Origin of the sequence: Bradyrhizobium sp. CSA207 (assembly GCF_029051685.1) — a bacterium.
In the GTDB taxonomy this organism is placed as follows: domain Bacteria; phylum Pseudomonadota; class Alphaproteobacteria; order Rhizobiales; family Xanthobacteraceae; genus Bradyrhizobium.
Map to the genome: position 1 here is coordinate 60,970 of NZ_JAACFT010000005.1, position 17,672 is coordinate 78,641.

16 protein-coding genes are annotated in these 17,672 nt (G+C 64.2%); 8 read left to right on the plus strand and 8 right to left on the minus strand.

What is annotated here, in order from left to right; translation table 11 throughout:
- Nucleotides 1-235 precede the first annotated feature (235 nt).
- The gene (locus tag GWG65_RS06595; RefSeq protein ID WP_275194596.1) at nt 236-1,213 is read right to left on the minus strand and encodes a tripartite tricarboxylate transporter substrate binding protein; all 978 of its coding nucleotides are present in this window, start codon (nt 1,211-1,213) and stop codon (nt 236-238) included.
- A 143-nt stretch (nt 1,214-1,356) separates the two neighbouring features.
- On the opposite strand from GWG65_RS06595, the gene GWG65_RS06600 reads away from it, so the two are divergent.
- Together GWG65_RS06600 and GWG65_RS06605 are read left to right on the plus strand one after the other, a co-directional pair.
- Nucleotides 1,357-1,755 carry a hypothetical protein gene (locus GWG65_RS06600; protein WP_275194597.1) on the plus strand — a complete coding sequence of 133 codons (399 nt, stop codon included), beginning with the start codon at nt 1,357-1,359 and terminating at the stop codon, nt 1,753-1,755.
- Between the two features lie 247 nt (nt 1,756-2,002).
- Nucleotides 2,003-3,775 (plus strand): CYTH and CHAD domain-containing protein, encoded by a 1,773-nt coding sequence (locus tag GWG65_RS06605; protein ID WP_275194598.1) that lies wholly within the window; start codon nt 2,003-2,005, stop codon nt 3,773-3,775.
- A 123-nt stretch (nt 3,776-3,898) separates the two neighbouring features.
- On the opposite strand, the gene GWG65_RS06610 is transcribed toward GWG65_RS06605, so the two are convergent.
- The 4 genes from GWG65_RS06610 to GWG65_RS06625 form a co-directional block, all read right to left on the minus strand.
- Nucleotides 3,899-4,525, minus strand: a complete 627-nt coding sequence (locus GWG65_RS06610; protein WP_275194599.1) for a transglutaminase-like cysteine peptidase — start codon at nt 4,523-4,525, stop codon at nt 3,899-3,901.
- 331 nt (nt 4,526-4,856) lie between these two features.
- A complete protein-coding gene (locus tag GWG65_RS06615) occupies nt 4,857-5,468 on the minus strand; it encodes a PilZ domain-containing protein (protein WP_148744132.1) in 612 nt (203 codons plus the stop codon).
- 69 nt (nt 5,469-5,537) lie between these two features.
- A complete protein-coding gene (locus tag GWG65_RS06620) occupies nt 5,538-6,707 on the minus strand; it encodes an MFS transporter (RefSeq protein WP_275194600.1) in 1,170 nt (389 codons plus the stop codon).
- A gap of 154 nt (nt 6,708-6,861) precedes the next feature.
- Complete coding sequence (locus GWG65_RS06625; RefSeq protein WP_275194601.1) at nt 6,862-7,380, minus strand: AAA family ATPase; 519 nt, start codon at nt 7,378-7,380, stop codon at nt 6,862-6,864.
- A gap of 265 nt (nt 7,381-7,645) precedes the next feature.
- Here GWG65_RS06625 and GWG65_RS06630 point away from each other — a divergent pair, with 265 nt between their 5' ends.
- The 4 genes from GWG65_RS06630 to GWG65_RS06645 all read left to right on the plus strand — a co-directional run bounded on the left by GWG65_RS06630 (nt 7,646) and on the right by GWG65_RS06645 (nt 11,775).
- Nucleotides 7,646-8,797, plus strand: coding sequence for a zinc-binding dehydrogenase (locus GWG65_RS06630; RefSeq protein WP_275194602.1), 1,152 nt, complete (start codon nt 7,646-7,648; stop codon nt 8,795-8,797).
- A 181-nt stretch (nt 8,798-8,978) separates the two neighbouring features.
- Nucleotides 8,979-10,721, plus strand: a complete 1,743-nt coding sequence (locus GWG65_RS06635; protein WP_275194603.1) for a serine hydrolase — start codon at nt 8,979-8,981, stop codon at nt 10,719-10,721.
- 14 nt (nt 10,722-10,735) lie between these two features.
- Nucleotides 10,736-11,149 carry a VOC family protein gene (locus tag GWG65_RS06640; protein WP_275194604.1) on the plus strand — a complete coding sequence of 138 codons (414 nt, stop codon included), beginning with the start codon at nt 10,736-10,738 and terminating at the stop codon, nt 11,147-11,149.
- A 113-nt stretch (nt 11,150-11,262) separates the two neighbouring features.
- On the plus strand, nt 11,263-11,775 hold the full coding sequence (locus tag GWG65_RS06645) for a hypothetical protein (RefSeq protein ID WP_275194605.1): 513 nt from the start codon (nt 11,263-11,265) through the stop codon (nt 11,773-11,775).
- 23 nt (nt 11,776-11,798) lie between these two features.
- Here the strand turns inward: GWG65_RS06645 and GWG65_RS06650 are convergent, their stop codons facing one another.
- On the minus strand, nt 11,799-12,152 hold the full coding sequence (locus GWG65_RS06650) for a cupin domain-containing protein (RefSeq protein WP_275194606.1): 354 nt from the start codon (nt 12,150-12,152) through the stop codon (nt 11,799-11,801).
- Between the two features lie 419 nt (nt 12,153-12,571).
- On the opposite strand from GWG65_RS06650, the gene GWG65_RS06655 reads away from it, so the two are divergent.
- A complete protein-coding gene (locus GWG65_RS06655) occupies nt 12,572-14,533 on the plus strand; it encodes a DEAD/DEAH box helicase (RefSeq protein ID WP_275194607.1) in 1,962 nt (653 codons plus the stop codon).
- Between the two features lie 58 nt (nt 14,534-14,591).
- Here the strand turns inward: GWG65_RS06655 and GWG65_RS06660 are convergent, their stop codons facing one another.
- Nucleotides 14,592-15,725 (minus strand): DJ-1/PfpI family protein, encoded by a 1,134-nt coding sequence (locus GWG65_RS06660; RefSeq protein ID WP_275194608.1) that lies wholly within the window; start codon nt 15,723-15,725, stop codon nt 14,592-14,594.
- Between the two features lie 259 nt (nt 15,726-15,984).
- On the opposite strand from GWG65_RS06660, the gene GWG65_RS06665 reads away from it, so the two are divergent.
- On the plus strand, nt 15,985-16,791 hold the full coding sequence (locus GWG65_RS06665; RefSeq protein WP_275194609.1) for a transglutaminase family protein: 807 nt from the start codon (nt 15,985-15,987) through the stop codon (nt 16,789-16,791).
- An 88-nt stretch (nt 16,792-16,879) separates the two neighbouring features.
- On the opposite strand, the gene GWG65_RS06670 is transcribed toward GWG65_RS06665, so the two are convergent.
- Entirely contained in the window at nt 16,880-17,434 is a 555-nt protein-coding gene (locus GWG65_RS06670; protein ID WP_275194610.1) for a PAS domain-containing protein, read from the minus strand.
- Nucleotides 17,435-17,672 lie beyond the last annotated feature (238 nt).

Consider the following 17,672-nt stretch of genomic DNA (forward strand, 5'->3'; position numbering starts at 1 on the left):
AGTCCGCTCGACAACATCGCCCTCATCAAGGACCCCGCGAAGAACTTCGTGGTGATCATGAAAGGCGGCAGGATTTACAAGAATAGTCTCGCGCACTGAGGAACTGATCGGGCGCTCCTCGCTCATCACCCTGCTCTATCGCCGTCAAGACACGCCGGCCTGCGCTGCGGCTTGCGGATGTGCTGGGAGCGTGAGGGCAACGAGGCGTCCGCACGCGGAAGCGGCAGCCCCGGAACTATTGCGGCTCCAGCCCGAGAGTCTTGATCGACTCCAGCCAGACCGGCCCTTCTTTTTCGTAGAGCGCAAGCGAGGATGCGCGATCCATTGCCGGCGAGTCGACGCCGAAGGCTTCGAGCAGCTTCTGCACGCGCTCCGTCTTGCCGCCTTCGACCATCAGCTTGGCGAACAGGTCGATCCGGTCCGCCGGTGTCGCAGCGGGCGCCACCAGCGCGGTAAAGCTGGTGAGCTGGAAGACATTGCCGGTGACCCCTTGCTCGACAAACGTCCCGGTTTCGGGCAGCTTCTTCATGCGCACCGGCGTCGGCACGGCAATCGGGCGGCCGACGCCGGTATCGAGCACCGGAAGCGCGGCCTGATAGCTGCCGACCGCCGCCTGGATCACCCCGGCGGCAAAATCCTGCCACATCGGCGCTTCGCCGCGGTAATGCACGATGGAAATGTCGAGACCGAATTGCCGGTTGAGCTCGGCGATCGCAATGTGCGCGAACGAGCCGATCCCGTAGGAGCCGGCCGTGACCTTGTTGCGACGCGCATAGGCGACGAACTCTTCCAGGGTCTTTGCATTGGTGGCGGAATGGACCACCAACGGCAGATGTCCCGAAGGCGTCATCGCGACGATTGTGAAATCCTTGTCCGGATCATAGGCCAGCGATTTCAGCAGCAGCCGGTTACCGAGCAGGGTGGACGAGATCGTGTACATCAGCGTGTAGCCGTCCGGCGGGGAGTCCTTCACCAATTGCGCCGCCAGCGCGCCGCTGGCTCCGGTCTTGTTCTCGACGATGACTGGCTGGCCGAGCTTCTGAGAGATGTAATCGCCATAGGCACGGGCGAACGCATCGGTGATGCCGCCCGGCGGTGTGGAGACGACGATCCTGATTGCCCGGGTCGGCCAAGCTTCGGCCGAAGCAGTTTCAGCGGCGGCCAGCGTCAGGCATGCAATTGCGGCAGCCAGAATTCTCGCGGATGTCCACACCTCGGCGTCCCCCTTTTCCTTGCGTCATTGGGCAGCCGGCTGCCACCGGAACGAGATGTCACACGGGCAGAAGAGGGCGTCAAGAAATAGAGCAGCCTACGCCGTCCTCCGGGCTGACGGCTTCGCGAAGCATCATCACGTTCATGCTGGCGAACAGCCGGTCCTGGTTGATCGCCCGCAGGACCTCGAGGGCCCTGGACAACGAGGCAGCCCCGCTTGACGCCGCCACCTTCACCGAGCCTGAGCGTGCCGCTGTCCAGGCCGATGACAACTGGGCCGCCTATGATCATGAAGAGCAGCAGGATCTACAAGAATATTCTCGTGCGCTGACGGGGGTGTGCTCGAACTCGCTGCTAACGCATGGTGCCCTGCAATTAAATCCGTTTCTCGTTCCAATCGTCCGCAACAGGCTTTCTGCGCCGCAAGCTGGCCGCGATCTGAGAGATCGCAACATGCCTCGCCTGGCTTGTCACAATCTTGGGTCGATCGTCGGAGGCATGGCTTCTCAGCGTTTCCAGCACCAGAAAGAATTTTTCGGCTAGCATGGTCAAGCTCGCTGACGCTTTGATCTCGCCGATCGAGGACGAGATTCGCCGTGAATTCGACCACTTGCTGCGCCCGGTAGCAAATTAATTCGTATCTGCAGGCCGGATTGTGACGAGCTTTGCCGGTTCCTCGCCTCCAATGCTTTGTGTGAATGATCGCTCGCTGTGACCCAACGTTACTATTCATCGCGGACCGCTCCGGCTATATGGTGTCCCTTGTCATCGAACTGTCATGTAACCGTAAATGTTAAAGTCAGACGCAACGCCGTCCCACAAAACTTCGAGCGCGCGGGGCGGAAACCCAATCCCGAAGGACAGCAAGAGGACGCAACACGCTGGCGGCTTCCTCAGGCAACGCGAATCCGGCGAGCCCGGTGCGGGATCGATGCCCATTGCGGATGCTGTGGCTGATGAAACGCCGTCGCAAATCGCGACTTCTGCGCCGGAGCCGTCTCCGCCAAGCCTCGCCGCGTGTCCCGCGGGCGAGATCGAACTCAAGCTGCTCGTCGAAGCCGGTCGCATGCCGGATTTCGATGCCGCGCCGGTCATCGCGGCCAATGCGCGCAACAAGGGCACGCGCAGGCATCTGAAGTCCGTCTATTACGATACGCCGGAGCGGACGCTTCGGCGCAACGGCTTGAGCTTGCGCGTTCGCCACAGCGGCGCGCGCTTCGTGCAGACCGTCAAGACCGACGCTGCGGACGATCCGCTCCGCCGCGGCGAGTGGGAGGCGAGCGTCCCCTCGTTGGCGCCGGATCTGGCCCTGGCGATGCCCTTCATTCCGGAGAAGCTTCGCGTCAATCTCGAAGCGCGGCCGCTCGAACCTGTCTTCACGGCCGACATTCATCGCCACGCGCGTATCGTCGACTTGCCGTCCGGGACGGTCGAGATCGCCTTCGACCAGGGCCTCCTCACGGCGGGCGACCAATCGTTGCCGGTGAGCGAGATCGAGCTCGAGCTCAAGGGCGGCAGCGCCGGCACGATCTACGAGATCGCGCTGCGGCTTGCGGAGCATGGGTCGGTGAAGCCCTCGATCCGCAGCAAGTCGGCGCGCGGCTTCGACCTTGCCGCCGGCACGCCGCCATCGGTAAGCCGGCCGCGAAAGCTTCGCCTCGATCCATCGGTCGCGCTCGACGAGGCCTTCGCGACGATCCTGCGGTCCTGCTTCCTTCATCTCATGCAGTCCCTGCCGGCCGCCGAAGACGGCCGCAATCCGGAAGGCGTGCATCAGCTTCGCGTCGCGCTGCGCCGGCTTCGATCGGTTCTCGATCTGATGCGATCGGCGGGCGCGCTCAGCAATCTCGACGCGCTGCGCTCGGAAGCAAGATGGCTGGCGCAGGATCTGTCCGCTGCGCGCGATTGGGACGTGTTCCAACTCGCGACCTTGCCGGCAATTGCAAAGGCCTGTCCCACGGTTCCCGGCTTCGACGCATTGGAGCGCGCTGCGGCCCAGCACCAGTCGGACGCCTACCGCAAGGCCCATCATGCGCTCGACGATCGCCGCTGTGCGCGTTTCCTGACCGGCCTCGGCGGCTGGATCGAAACGCGAGGCTGGCGCAACGACGTCGCCGCCGAAGATCTCGGCCTGCTCGCCGAGCCCGCGGTCAACTTCGCGGAGCGCATTCTCTCGGAGCAACATGCGAAGGTGCTCAAACGCGGCCGCCGCTTCAAGTCGCTCACTGCGGAAGGGTTGCACCGGGTGCGGCTCGCGACCAAGCGGTTGCGCTATCTCGGCGAGTTCCTGCTGCCGCTGTTCCCGGATCGCAAGTCCACGAGAAAATTCTCGCGCAAGCTCGCCGGTTTGCAGGAGGAGCTTGGCGCCTTCAACGACATGGCGAGCACGGCTTCACTGCTGGATGGCTTGGCTGCCGAAGCGCCGGACAGTGCCACCGCCGCGGCGGCGATCGTCGGCTGGCAGGCCCACGCATCGGTCGAGGTCCAGCCGTCCTTGCGAAGCGCGTGGCGAGATTTCGCGGCGGCGCGCGTACCCTGGTCGCGGCAAGCCCAGCAGGAGTGATCGCGCTCACGTCCTTAGAAAAAGTTGCGGCCAGCCATTGGGGGATGGCTGGCCGCGCGCGAACCGGTCTGGGACGGGGAGGGGTGGGGATGTGACCGGGTCGCGTATCTCTATCCGTGTTAACTACTGATCTCTCGCGCTGGCGGTGGAGACCGCCGGCTTGGTATCGCCAAGCGACACCCAGACGTTGGGATCGCTCTGTGACTGGCGCTTGACGAAGCGGTAGCCGGTCTCCGTCCAGGCAACGACGCTCTCGTTCTGATTGTCGAGAACGAACTCGCCCTTGTCGGTCTTCACCGTAAGCACCGCATGCCCTTCGCCCTTCTTGTCGCGCACGACGGTGATGAGCAGGGCCGCGCGCGGCCATCCGGCATCGATCAGCATCTTGCGCTTCAACAGCACGTAGTCTTCACAGTCGCCGTAACCGTCTGACGGCAGCGACCACTTCTCGATCACGCCCCAGTGCTCCTGGTCGGTCAAAGGCTTCACGGTCTCGTTGACCCAGCGATTGACCTTGACGAGGTCGCGCCACGCGGCCTGCGACATCACGATGTCGCGCGGCTGCGTCGACCCGCCCTGACACTGAGCGGCATTGTCCGAACAAAACTCGACCCAGCCGATCGGCGCACGCGTGGTGTCACCGAGGCTCGCGTAGAGCAGTCGGCTCTCGCCGGCCTGCGCTGTCGCGCCGATCCCGAAGAGCATGGCGGCAAGCGCCAGCCCTTTTCCTCGTCCCCTGAAATCGAACATCGTGGCCCCCGTTTCTTGTTGGGACCACATTTCGCACGGAGCTTTTGAGTTGCCGCTAAGTCAGCCAAGTCAAGTCGAGACGAATACAAGTAAAACGGGCGGCGAATTCGATCTATACTTGAATCTAATTTGAATAAAATTCGATATGACTGCAATTGATTTAAATTGTAGGGATTAACGACGGAAACGTCTGCGGAACCGGTGTTTCTATGCGTCGGCAGGCGGCGCGTTAACCCGCTTAAGGCGCCACGCGAGGCATGAAAAAGGCGGCGTCCGCGTCGCGGAGGCCGCCTTAGGGCTGTAAAAACAGCGGTTTTCGCGCGCCTGCGCTTTACCGCGCGGTAACGCTCTCTTCGAGAGTCTCGATCGGCTGCGAGTGCGTGAACTCGAGCGCGAAGCCGTCTTCGAGGTTTCGGACGACGCGGCCCTGGACACGGCCGAGAAAAACCGTCGATTTCAGCGGCGGGCGGTTCTCCGCGGCAATCGCCGCGCCGGACAGCGAGAGGTCGATGATGCGGCAGGTCATCTTGGTGCCGTCTTCGAGCGTCAGCACCGCGATCGGGTTGCGCGGCACGATACGGTCGTGGCGGCGGTCCTCCGGCAGGTTGAGGATGTCGCGGTTGGCGAGCCAGGTCAGCTGTGCCGCGAGCTTGTCGCGCTTGCGGGGCGTCGCCCCGACCGTCATGGCGAAACCGTTGTCGATGATCCGGGTGATCTTGCCCTCGACCCGGCCGATATGGTCGAGATAGGCCACAACGCGGTCGCCGACATTGCCGATGCCCGGCGCCAGCAGCGCCAGCCCGCCCGGCGACATGTTGATCACCTGGCAGGGAAATTCACGGCGGTCCGGCAGCATGTAGCGGCCGAGCAGGTGAACTTTCACCCGCTGGAAGCGCCGACGTTCCTCGGCGGCCGGAAGAAATTTTTTGTTCGCCAACGCCATTTTCACTACCCGACCCCCCGCCCGGGCGGAGTCCGGGACGACCCTAAGGTGCATAGGGTTAATGCTGCGTTATGATTTCGCGCGCTGGTTACGTACAGACACAATGCGCTCGAAAAGCCACATCAGCGGCGGGCAGGCGAGCACGGTCAGCGCGCCGAGGTCGAGGGCGACCGCGGCACTCCCGGCGGATTTGGCGAGCCGACCCGCCACGGCCGGACCGACCATCATCGCGGCATAAAACAGCGTATAGAACACGCCCATGCCGATCGCCCTCGTCTCCGGCGCCAGCACGCGGGCCGCAAGGCTCATGATCGGGCCGGCCGGAAGGCCGCCGATGAGGCCGATCAGGACGAGAATCGCGATCACCGCGTCCGTTCGCGGCAGCCAGGCCAGCAGCATGGCCACCACAAGGCCGGTTGCGATCGCCAGCGCAAGCGGCCGCCGCCGGGTCCGATCGGCCAGATACCCGCCTGCTGGCACCGACACCACCGACAGCCACATCACGAGGCTGATCGCCGGGCCGGCCGCGGCAATGCTCCAGCCGCGCTCGGCCAGCAGCGTGGGGCCGAACGAGAAGATCATGGCGAAGCCGACATTATAGAGGCCCCAGATCGCGCCCGCGACGATCACCGCCAGCAGGGCCAGGGGATCGAGACGCGCCGAGCCGGCGGCGCTGGCCATCGTTGCCGGCGGCGGCTGGTAGAACGCGATCAGCACAACGCCGATCGCGGTCAATGCGCCGGCCGCGAGAAACACGGCGCCTGCGCCATAGGCGGTGCCAATTGCGGGTAGCACCAGCAGCGAGATCGCGACGCCTGCCGGCCAGGAGTTGACGAAGATCGCCATCGCGGTTGCGATTTCCTTGCCGGCAAACCAGTCGGTGCCCATCTTGGTGAGCTGCACCGTCAGCAGCACGCCGCCGGCGCCGGAGGCGAGTCGGCCCGCCATCTGCCAGCCCCACACATCCGTCGTGGCCATGACCAGGCTGCCGGCCGTCATCAGCAGCAGGGCCACGATGGTCGTAGGCTTGTCGCCGAGGGTCCGTCCGATCGCGCCGCCCGGCAGCGCCAGCACGATGCCCGGCGTGAAATACAGCCCGATCAGGATGCCGATATCGGCAAGGCCGACGCCAAAGGTCTGTTGCAGCAGCGGCGCGACCGCGGCCACGCTCTGGAACTGGAACGCAATGGTGAGGCGAACGATGAACAGGATCGCAAGAATGCCCCAGCGATTGCGCAACGCCTCAACTCTCCGACTGCCGCGACGAGCGTGCGGTGACAAGACGCTGGTGTCAACCGGCTCAGTCGCAAGCCTGCGCCGTCACGCCTTCCTCGCCGCGCGCCGATGCAGATGAGCGAAGCGATCTCCGGATCCCTACTTAGGCAGGAGCGACCTAGCCGATCTTGCCGTGAACGTAGGCCTCCACCTGTTCGACAAGATGATCGAGCGTGCTACTTGCAGTATCGAGTACAAGATGCTCTCGATCCCACGGTTCATAGTGGCGATTCACTATTTCGTCCCAGCCTTGCAGTTCATGACCGCTGATGTCGGGGGAGCGGCCTTCCGCTCGCCGCCGGTGGATAGTCAAGTCGCTGCAGACCAATTCAATCTCGACGATATGTGCCGAGTTTTGCAAGGCGGTCTGTCGCCAGCCAATGCGGCTTGCCTGCACTGGATTGACGCAGTCGACAACGGTATGGCGGAGCTTGAGATTTTCGGCGGCAAGGACGTTGGCTATGGCATACCCCTGTGTGCCGACGGCGAAGCCTGCATTCCGCAAGCTCTGTTCAATGGTGTCGATCCGAAGATACGTCGCCGCAAGCCGCATCGCTAATTCGCGGCAGACCGTCGTTTTGCCGGTGCCGGGAAGGCCGCCAAATACGATCAATGCCGGTGGCCGAAGGCTTATCATGTCTCACGATCGGTTATCATTCCGAGGTTTGCAGCGCTCGTTTTCGATCTCGGCCATGCGGACGTGGATCCGGACGCAGATGCCCCGGCCCGGAGAAGTCCCGTAGCCCGGATGGAGCGCAGCGTAATCCGGGGCCGCCTGTCCCGCATTCCGCGTTGCTTCATGCGGGCTACAAGACCGCGGCTTGGCAGCACCACGCATCTCACATACGCTTCCCTTGCGCCCGCACCAATCAATCATAACAAGCAGGCAGCGAGGACACACCATGGAGCACATCCGCGTCTGCACCCATGCAGGGCCGGGCAGCGCGCCCGTCATCCGCACCGTGCCGTGGCCGAAGGTCGGCCGGAAGGGCGCCCTGATCAAGATCGGCGCCTGCGGGGTCTGCGGCACCGACCTGCACATCCTCAAGGGACATTGGCCAAAGCCGTTGCCCTGGCCGTTCACACTCGGCCACGAGCTCGGCGGCGTCATCGTCGAGTGCGGCGACGAGTTGACCGAGGACTTCATGAGCAAGCCGCTGAAGGTCGGATCGAAAGTAATGATCCCGCCGCTGATGCCTTGCGGCCGCTGCTATTACTGCATCCATTATCCGCAGACCGCCAACAAATGCCTGACGCCGGTCTATTACGGCCGCTATCTCGGCTTCGACAAGGCGCCGCATCTGTGGGGCGGCTGGGCCGAATATGTCTATGTCGATCTCGACATGCTGCCGGGCACCAAGATCTACAAGCTGCCCGACGACATGTCGCTGCGGCTGGGCGCGCTGTCGGAGCCGCTGACCTCCTGCATCCGCGCCTTCAACCGCGCCAGCCGCGCCGGCGGTTTTTCCTGGGGCGACACGGTGGTGATCCAGGGCTCGGGCCCAATCGGTATTCTGGCGGTCGCCGCCGCGCAGGAGATGGGGGCAGGGCGCGTGATCTGTGTCGGCGCGCCGGAGGAGCCGCGGCTCAAGCTCGCGCGCGAATTCGGTGCGGAGGCCACGGTGAACATCGACGAGCTGAAATCGCCACAGGATCGTATCGCACGTGTGCGCGAGATCGTCGGTGGGTTCGGCGCCGATCTGGTGATGGATTGCTCGGGCCACCCGACCGCCGGTCCCGAAGGCATCGAGATGCTGCGCGACGGCGGCACCTATGTCGAGATGGGCCAGTTCACCGATGCCGGCTCGATCGAGACCTCCTGGCACCGCATCTGCACCAAGGACCTCAACGTGCTCGGCTCCTGGGGCTTTACCGGCAATGACCTGCCGCTCGGCGTCGATATGCTTTACCGCACGCGCAATAGATATCCGTGGCTGAAGATGCAGACGATCTATCCCTTCACGGAAGACGGCGTCGCGCAGGCGGTCAAGGACGCGATGGCGATGAAGACGGTGAAGTCGACGATCGTCCCGTGGCCGGAGTTGGTGGATTAACCCGTGCCTTTCATCCCCCACGATCTGGCCGCACTGCCGCGCTGCTGTGGTGGTTCGTTGCGATAAGAATTCCCGGTTCTCGCGTCTCAGGCTTCAATTCCCCGCGAAAAACGTTCGCGACCTGTTTCCATTTGACGTTGATGCGGCTAGCCTGCACACGTCCGAAGCATTCCTGAGTGTCATGAACACATCATCTGCCGACACCCCAGAGTCCCCGCTCGCATCTCTCATTCCCGACATCGACCGGCTTGCCGCGGAAGCAATGGCCGTTTGGAAGGTCCCGGGCGCAGCGCTCGCCATCGTGCGGGACGGCCAGGCCCCATTCCTGCGCGCGTATGGCCAGCGTGACGTCGAGGCCGACCTGCCAGTGACGCCTCGCACCCAGTTCGTGATCTGCTCGATCACGAAATCCTTCACAGCGACCGCGGTCGCATTACTGCATAACGAGGGGCTGCTCGACTGGACCAAACCGGTCCGCGACTATCTGCCGGAGTTTCGCCTCTCGGACCCGGTCGCGACCGAACGCGTCACCATTCGTGACCTGCTCAGCCATCAATCGGGGCTGCCGCGGCATGATTGGGTTCATCTGCCCGGCGATCTCGCGCCGGCCGAGATGCTGCCGCTGATGCGGCACCTCGAACTGAGCCGCGACATCCGCACCACCTGGCAATACAGTAATCTCTGCTACAACACCGCCGGTCTCCTGATCGAGCGGCTGAGCGGCCAGACCTTTGAAGCCTTCGTGCGTGAGCGTCTCACAAACCGGCTCGGCATGACGGTCAGTTTCTCGCTCGATGAACTCGAGGCTGGATCAGAGCCAGCGCGGCCCTATAAGATCGACATCGACACGCGGCTGCCAGGGTTGCGGCTGCCGATCCGCACCACGGCCGCAGGCGCCATAAATACGTCGGTCGCCGATCTCGCCAACTGGATGCGGCTGCATCTCGGCAAGGGCGAAGTCGAAGGCCAGCGCCTGCTTCCGGCTACCCTGGCGGAGCAACTGCACGCGCCGGTGGCTCCTGTTGGCAAGTCGGAATTTTCCGAGTTCGGCCACGCGCACTATGGATTGGGGCTTCAGTCCAACAGCTATCAGGGCGAGCGCATAGTATCGCACAGCGGCGGCTGGAACGGCTGGGGTTCGCTGATGACCTTGGTCCCGGACGCCGGCATCGGCGTCGCAGTGCTGACGAATCGCAGCCCAAGTGAGATACCGCCGATCCTGACGTGGTACATCATCGACCGGCTGCGCGGCCGGGAGCCGGTCGACTGGCTCTCGCGCTTCCGCAAGATGCGCGAAGACTTCATCGCCCATATCCCGGCCGACAAGGAGGCGCGCGAGAAGGCGCGGCACAAGGACACCAAGCCAGCGCACGCGCTATCGGCCTATGCGGCCGACTATGCTCATCCCGCCTATGGCGTTATCTCGATCCGCGAGCGGGATGGCGCGCTGCATTGGTCCTGGCGCGGCATGGGCGCGCCGCTGTCGCACTGGCATTTCGAGACGTTCGTCACGCCTGAGATCATCGACCAGCTCCATCCGGATAATCTGCCCATCACCTTTCAGACCAATCGCGAGGGCAACATCGTGCATCTGTCGGTGCCGCTGGAGCCGACGGTGAAGGACATCGTGTTCGAGCGCCGGGCCGCCGGCGACTGCCTCGATCCCGCATTCCGCGCACGCTGTGTCGGGCGGTTCAGGAGCGGCGCCATCACCCATCGCGTGACCTTGGACAGCGAAGGCAGGCTGATTCTGAAGCCGGACTTCCAGCCGGCCTATCGTCTTGAGCCGCAGCAGGGCCGCCGGTTTCGCATCGTCGAGCTGGACGGTTTTGCCGTGGAATTTCGCGGAGAAGACAATCGGATTGACCAGATCGTCTTTCACCAGCCGAACGGCGTCTTCGTCGCCGACCGCGTCGTGGAGTAGGAGGGAAACAACCCATGGAGCCGCAGTCAAACGACCCGCGCTCGCCCTTCAATGCGATCCGTTCGATCGACTACACCGTCATTTTCGTCCGCGACATGATCGCGATGCGAAGCTTTTACGAGAATGTCCTCGCCTTTCCGCTGCTGCGCGAGCTCTCGCCAAACTGGATCGAGTACGGTCTGGGCAGCAACACGCTGGCGCTGGCAACGCCGGGCCGCACCGCCGCTGACGCGCCGATCCCGCACGGCAGCGCCGCACTTCAACTGGCCTTCAAGGTGTCCGCCGCCGAGGTCGACCAATGCGCTGACGAGCTGGTGCGCCAGGGCGTGGCGCTGCTGTCGCCGCCGACGAACCAGTCCTTTGGCCACCGCACGCTGTTCTTCCGCGATCCCGACGGCAATCTCTTGGAAGTATATGCGGAGATCTGAAACGCGCAGGCGGGCCGATGCCCAAAAAGGTTCCATTGGAAATCCGCGAGTTATCCGCGTTTAGGTGAAACTTCGGTCCAAGTTCCGGCTTTCACTCTCACGGGAGAGAAGCCGTGAAGCGAATCCTAAAACCCATCACTTATGTTCTGGCCGCCATCTACTTTCTGGTAGATGCGCTCTTTATGGCCGTGGCCGCGCCGATATCGCGCTGGGTTGCGCGGCATCTGGAGCTCAAGAGATTGCGGGCCTGGATCAGGTCGCTGCCGCCTTATCCCTCGCTTGCGCTATTTTCCGTCCCTGTGATCATCCTGGAACCGATCAAGCCGGTAGCAGCCTACCTCGCCGCAACGGGCCAGATTGTGAGCGGCGCCGTGACCTTCATCATCGGCGAACTCCTCAAGCTCGTGCTGGTCGAACGCCTGTTCAATCTCACGCGCGATAAGCTGATGAGGATTCCGGCCTTCGCGTGGGCTTATACGAAGTTCACCGAGGCCAAGGCATGGCTGCAAGCGACCGAGGCCTGGCGTGTCATCCAGGCCTTGAGCAGCGCGGCACGCGATCTTGTCACGCAGGCAAGGGCGCGGCTCGCCGGCCGCTTCAGCAAATTGGCGGCCTTTCGCGATTAGCGCGCCGAGAGAGCAGTCTGTCCTCAGGCAAGCTTGCGCGGTGCAGCCGTCGCCTTGTCGCCGGTGTTCGCAGTGCCGGTCGGCTCGATCAGCAGCAGGTGAACCTCCTCGCGCGCCACCGGGCGATGTTCGACGCCCTTCGGCACGACGTAGAGTTCACCCGGGCCGAGCGTCACCGTGCGGTCGCGCAGTTCGATATCGAGAACGCCTTTCAGGACGAGAAAAAAGTCGTCGGTGTCCTCGTGGCTGTGCCAGGTGAACTCTCCCTTCACCTTCACCACCATCACGTCGCAATCGTTGAAGGTTGTGATCGTGCGCGGAGACCAGTGGTCCTGGAACGTCGAGAGTTTGTCGGCCAGCGATATCTTGTCGCCCATCTGTTACCCTGTCGTGTTGGATCTTGTGACAGGCGATTTGGGATCGCGCTGGCGAGGCGACAAGGAGCTATTTGCGCTGCAAGCGACCACTTTCCGGAGCAACAAGGGGGCGGGATACGCCCTGGATGCGCGTAAGGTTAGGCGAGGTGGCGGCGAAAATCCTCAGCTCTGGCGCAAATACGCTCTATATGCAGCAAATCAGCCCCAAAAAGCTGGATGTAGTGGGTCGGTCCGACGCGCGAGCTTGGTCTCGGTATCGCCAAAGCCATGCGTCATAGGCATGGCGATTTGCCTGCGCTTGGCGTAAAGAGCGTCCAAATCAAATCGTCATGCGTGCGACCGGGCTATCTGCCGCGCTCGCAGCTTCAGATGTCGCGGCTCGATCTTCCGCGCCTGGACCAACCAAGGTTTTCCAACCCGTGTCATTCCCGACCTTAAGTCCGCCGCTCGCCCGTGCTTTGGCCGAGCGCAACTACGATTCACCGACCCCTGTTCAGCTCGCCGTGCTCGCCGACGACGCCGTCGACCGCGACCTCCTGGTTTCGGCCCAGACCGGCTCGGGCAAGACGGTCGCTTACGGGCTGGCCATTGCAAAGGATCTGCTGGGCAGCGCCGAGCGGTTTGAGCGCGCCGCCGCACCGCTGGCCCTGATCGTCGCGCCGACCCGCGAGCTTGCCTTGCAGGTTCATCGCGAGCTCGCATGGCTCTACCAGCATGCGGAGGGACGTGTCGTTTCCTGCGTCGGCGGCATGGATCCGCGCCGTGAGCAGCGCGAGCTGGCCGCGGGCGCCCACATCGTGGTCGGCACGCCCGGCCGGTTGTGCGACCATTTGCGCCGCGGCCGTCTCGACATCTCGGAATTGAAGGTTGTCGTCCTCGACGAGGCCGACGAGATGCTCAACCTCGGTTTCCGCGAGGACATGGAATTCATCCTCGAGACCACGCCGGAGACGCGCCGCACCTTGCTGTTCTCGGCGACGTTTCCGCGCGGCATCGTTGCGCTGGCCAAGCAGTATCAGCAGCAGGCGTTCCGGATCGAGGTCGCGGGCGACGAAGGCGGTCACGCCGATATCGAGTACCGCGCGATCCGGGTCGCCCCTGGCGATGTCGAGCATGCGGTCGTCAACGTGTTGCGCTTTTTCGAGGCGCCGAGCGCGCTGGTGTTCTGCAACACGCGCGACGCCGTCAGGCATTTACAGGCGGCGCTGCTGGAGCGTGGTTTCTCCGTGGTCGCACTCTCCGGCGAATTGACCCAGAACGAGCGCACCCAAGCGCTCCAGGCGTTGCGGGATGGACGTTCCCGCGTCTGCGTGGCGACCGACGTGGCCGCGCGCGGCATCGACCTGCCGAGCCTCGACCTCGTCATTCACGCGGACCTGCCAAACGACGCGGAAGTCATGCAGCATCGCTCGGGCCGCACCGGACGTGCAGGACGAAAGGGCGTCAGCGTCCTGCTGGTGCCGCCGATACGGCGGCGGCGTGCCGAGGTGCTGCTGAATCTGTCCGGCATCGACGCGGTCTGGGGCACGGCGCCTCAGGCGGACGAAATCCGCAAGCTCGATCACGAGCGCATGCTGAAGGATGCGCTGTTTGGCGAGGAAACGACCGCCGACGATCTGGTCATGGCGCAGGCATTGCTGGCCGAGCGCTCACCTGAGGATATCGCCGCAGCGCTGGCGCGGCTTTATCGCGCGCGGCTTCCATCGCCTGAGGACATTCTCGATCCCGGCGAGGCGCGCGGTCGGCCGCGTGACGATCGTGGCCGCAGCGACGTCCGTGCGCCGCGCGACGATGTCCGCTCTTCGCGCGGCGATGACCGCCCCGCCGGACCGCGAACGAAGCCGGGGAAATCCTCGGCGCGTCACGGCATGGGCGAGGCCAGCGTCTGGTTCCGGGCCAACATCGGACGAAAAAAGAATGCGGAAGCGCGCTGGCTGTTGCCGATGATTTGCCGCCGTGGCGGCATCGACAAGGGCGACATCGGCGCCATCAAGATCATGGACACCACCACCGAGTTCGAAATTTCCGAGCGGGTCGCGGACTCCTTCGCCGCCAAGATCAAGCGTCCGGACAAGGAAGACAATATCCGCCTCGAGCCGATGGCGGATGCGCCGCAGGGGCAAGCGCCCTCGGAGAAGCGGCCGCACCCGCCGCGGCGCGAGGCCGGCGAGGGCGACGGCGGTGCTCGTCGAAGCGATCATTCGCGTGCCGCGACAGGGCCGAAGCAACACGGCAAGCCTCACGGCGAACGCGGCTCGAAATTCGGCGATGGGCCGGCGTTCGGAAAGAAAAAGAAACATCGCGACAAGCCCGGCCAGGCAACCGAATGGCCGGTGAGAGGCGCCCCCGGCAAGAAGGCAAAGAAGAAGCATCGCGGTTGATCTCCGATCGCACAGAAGGTCATTTGCCGGCGGCGTGCGGGCCGGTGCTTCTGTCCGGCTATCTCGGATATTCGAGCTGCATCGCGACAAAGTCCGCCGTGCGGTGGCCGTAGCGCGCCTCAATCGCTTGCAGCGTCGCGTCCAGGGCTTTCGCTGGAGGCAATTCGACCGCCGGCGGTGGTTTCTCGCGTGCCGGCCAGTCGACTGCAACCTTGTCCGGCATGATGAGCAAGCCGTTGCGGCTTGGCCGGGCGTCTGCCGTCGCGGCAAAAGTGAGGGCGCGGGACCGGTAGGTCCGTGACCACGCATCGGCCACGAGCGCAAGCGACACCTCATCGATCCCTGATGTGAGCTCGATTCCGACTTCGTCGCGCCTCCAGAATGCGAGCGTGTTGCCGATCGCCGTCAGCGCGAACGGGCGCGTGAACTGGAACGCGTCGCTGCGGTGGCGCGCGTCCCACTCCACAAGGCCGATGTCGCGGGCGACCGCGGCAGCCTTGTCGCGGCCGGCAATGGCCTCGATCAAGGTGAGCGCCATCGGCATCGATGCGGTGATACCGGTCGTCGTTGCCACGCCGCGGTCGACCACCAGCCTGCGGTCCGCCGCATAGCGGATATCCGAATGCTTGCGAAGATCGCGCACGGAATACCAATGGGTCGTGGCCTGCCTGCCGTCGAGCAGCCCCGTGTTGGCGACAACCATGGCGCCGACGCAGACGCCGACAATGATCGCCCCTTTCGCGGCCTGGGTCCTGATCCACTGCAAGGCGACGGGATCGTCGTCGCGGCTCATCGCGGGGACGATGACGTAGTCGGCGCCGTCAGGATGCTCGGCGTCGAATGCGGCGGTCGTCGCGTGCGGCTCTACTTTCAGCGCGGGAAAGAGCGTGACGGGACCCGGCTGCGTTGCCAGGGTCACGACGTCGGCGATATCGGCGCGCGCGAGAATGCCGTACGGCATCAGGTAGTCGGTGGTCTCACTCATATTGTTGATGCCGACAATGGCAATCAGCGGACGCTGCCGTCTCGGCGGCTTCAGCGCGGCGAGCGTCGCCTCGGCCTCGTCCCTGGCAATGGCGGGCGCGGATCGGTGCGCCGGCGCCGAGGGCAGCAGGTACAGCCAGATGCCTCCGGCCGCGAGAAACAATGCGACGCAGCCAAGGCCGCTCCATGTCAGGATTCGCCAGGTCATGTGCGGTCGGTCGATATCCGTTGCCTCACGAGCGCGGAAACTACGCGTTCGCGACGACGTCGGGAATGACGCAGATCCGGCAAAAACCGCCATCGCGCGGCGGCGGTGCGGTCAAGCGCCGCGTGGGCGCGCGCGGCCGGGCCGGGCGAGGGCTCGAACGCGGCTCGGGACACGTCGCGCGAGAAGTCCGCCTGCGCGCCTTGTAATCGACGGTTTCGTAGCCACTTCGAGACGCGACATTGCCGAAAGGGCATTTTCGATGAAGTTCCGTGTCGGATTCGAAATGCTCTATGATTTCCCGCAGCCAACGCCGATCATCATGGTGCTGGGCACGCATTTCACGCGCGCCTCGGATGTCATCGTGCCGGATTTTCTGACCACCACACCTGCGGTCGAGATCACACCCTATCGCGACCTGTTCGGCAATTGGTGCAGCCGCATCGTCGCGCCGGCCGGCCGCATCCGCCTTGCCGCCGACGGCGTGGTTCGCGACAGCGGGCTGCCCGACCCGGTGTTTGCCTCGGCCGTTCAACACAGGATCGAAGAGCTGCCGTCCGATACGCTGGGCTATCTGCTCGGCAGCCGCTATTGCGAGACCGACCGGCTTTCGGAGATCGCGTGGCAGTTGTTCGAGAAGACGCCGCCTGGCTGGGCACGGGTGCAGGCGATCTGCGATTTCGTTCACCGCCACATCGTCTTCGGCTACGAGCACGCGCGCGCCACCAAGACGGCGTGGGAGGCGTACCAGGAAGGCAAGGGCGTCTGCCGCGACTATGCGCACCTTGCCATTGCGTTCTCCCGCTGCATGAATATTCCGGCGCGCTATTGCACCGGCTATCTCAGCGACGTCGGCACGCCGCAGCCCTGGGCGGTGGGCGATTTCGCCGGCTGGTTCGAAGCCTATCTCGGCGGCCGCTGGCACACCTTCGATCCGCGCAACAACGTGCCGCGGCAGGGCCGCATCCTGATCGCGCAGGGACGCGATGCCTGCGACGTTCCGATCACGCAGACGTTTGGCCCGAACGAGCTGGTCAGCTTCAAGGTCTGGACCGACGAGATCGCGTGATGCCCAGTCATCTCCCGCTTGGCGACGAAGAACTCGTGAGCTGACCGCCGCTGGCATCAAGTGCCTGGCGACGGAACGACAGCATTCGTTACCTCAGACCCTCATACACCATCAGCCCGCGCGCGATCTGCAATTTGCGGATAGCGCGCGGCAGCAGTTTCTCCGGCTGGTGCAGATAGCGCCAGGAGGTGAGGGTGAAGCTACCGAGCGCGCCGCATTCGTCGTCGAAGGGCGCCAGCACGCCGGTGACGCTGACGGGCGTGTGCGGACGGGCGTTGAAGGGGAGCAGCAACAGCTCGAGATGCGCCTTGCTGCCGTCCGCGCGCGCGGCGGTCACGCCGGCGATGACGCCGAGCGTCTCGTCGGCGACGATGGTGGTGATCTCCTCGATCTCCCGGCGGCTGGCCTCGGTGAACAGCGCCGCAAAGCTCTGGTCCTTGAGGTCGAGCCCGGCGAGTGCGCAGACGCGCGTGCCGGCGACGCGGAACGGAAAGCCAAGTTTGGGTTCGCAGGACAGCACGAAGATGTCGCCGAGCAGGCCGCGGACCGCAGCCGGATCGATGTCGGCCCTGTCAGGCGCCCGCGCGGTGCCGCGCTTGTCGTTCCAATACGCGAAGAACTCGCGGCTCGACGGATGTTTCATGACTGACCGCTTACCTCGGGTGCAACCTTGCGGGACAAACCTGTCCCGCTTCAGCGCACCGCGATCCCTTCTGTTGTTGTGCAGGAGGGGATTTGCAGCGTCCATGCCGCGGAGGCGTTTTGGCCGCCCCCGGCGGGGCCTTTGCGTCGTTAACGTTAAATTAACTATGGGCTTTGCGCTCTCCGCACCCCTGTTAGGGTGACGGTGATTGCAAGCCTTGCCGCTTTGATCCAGGTTC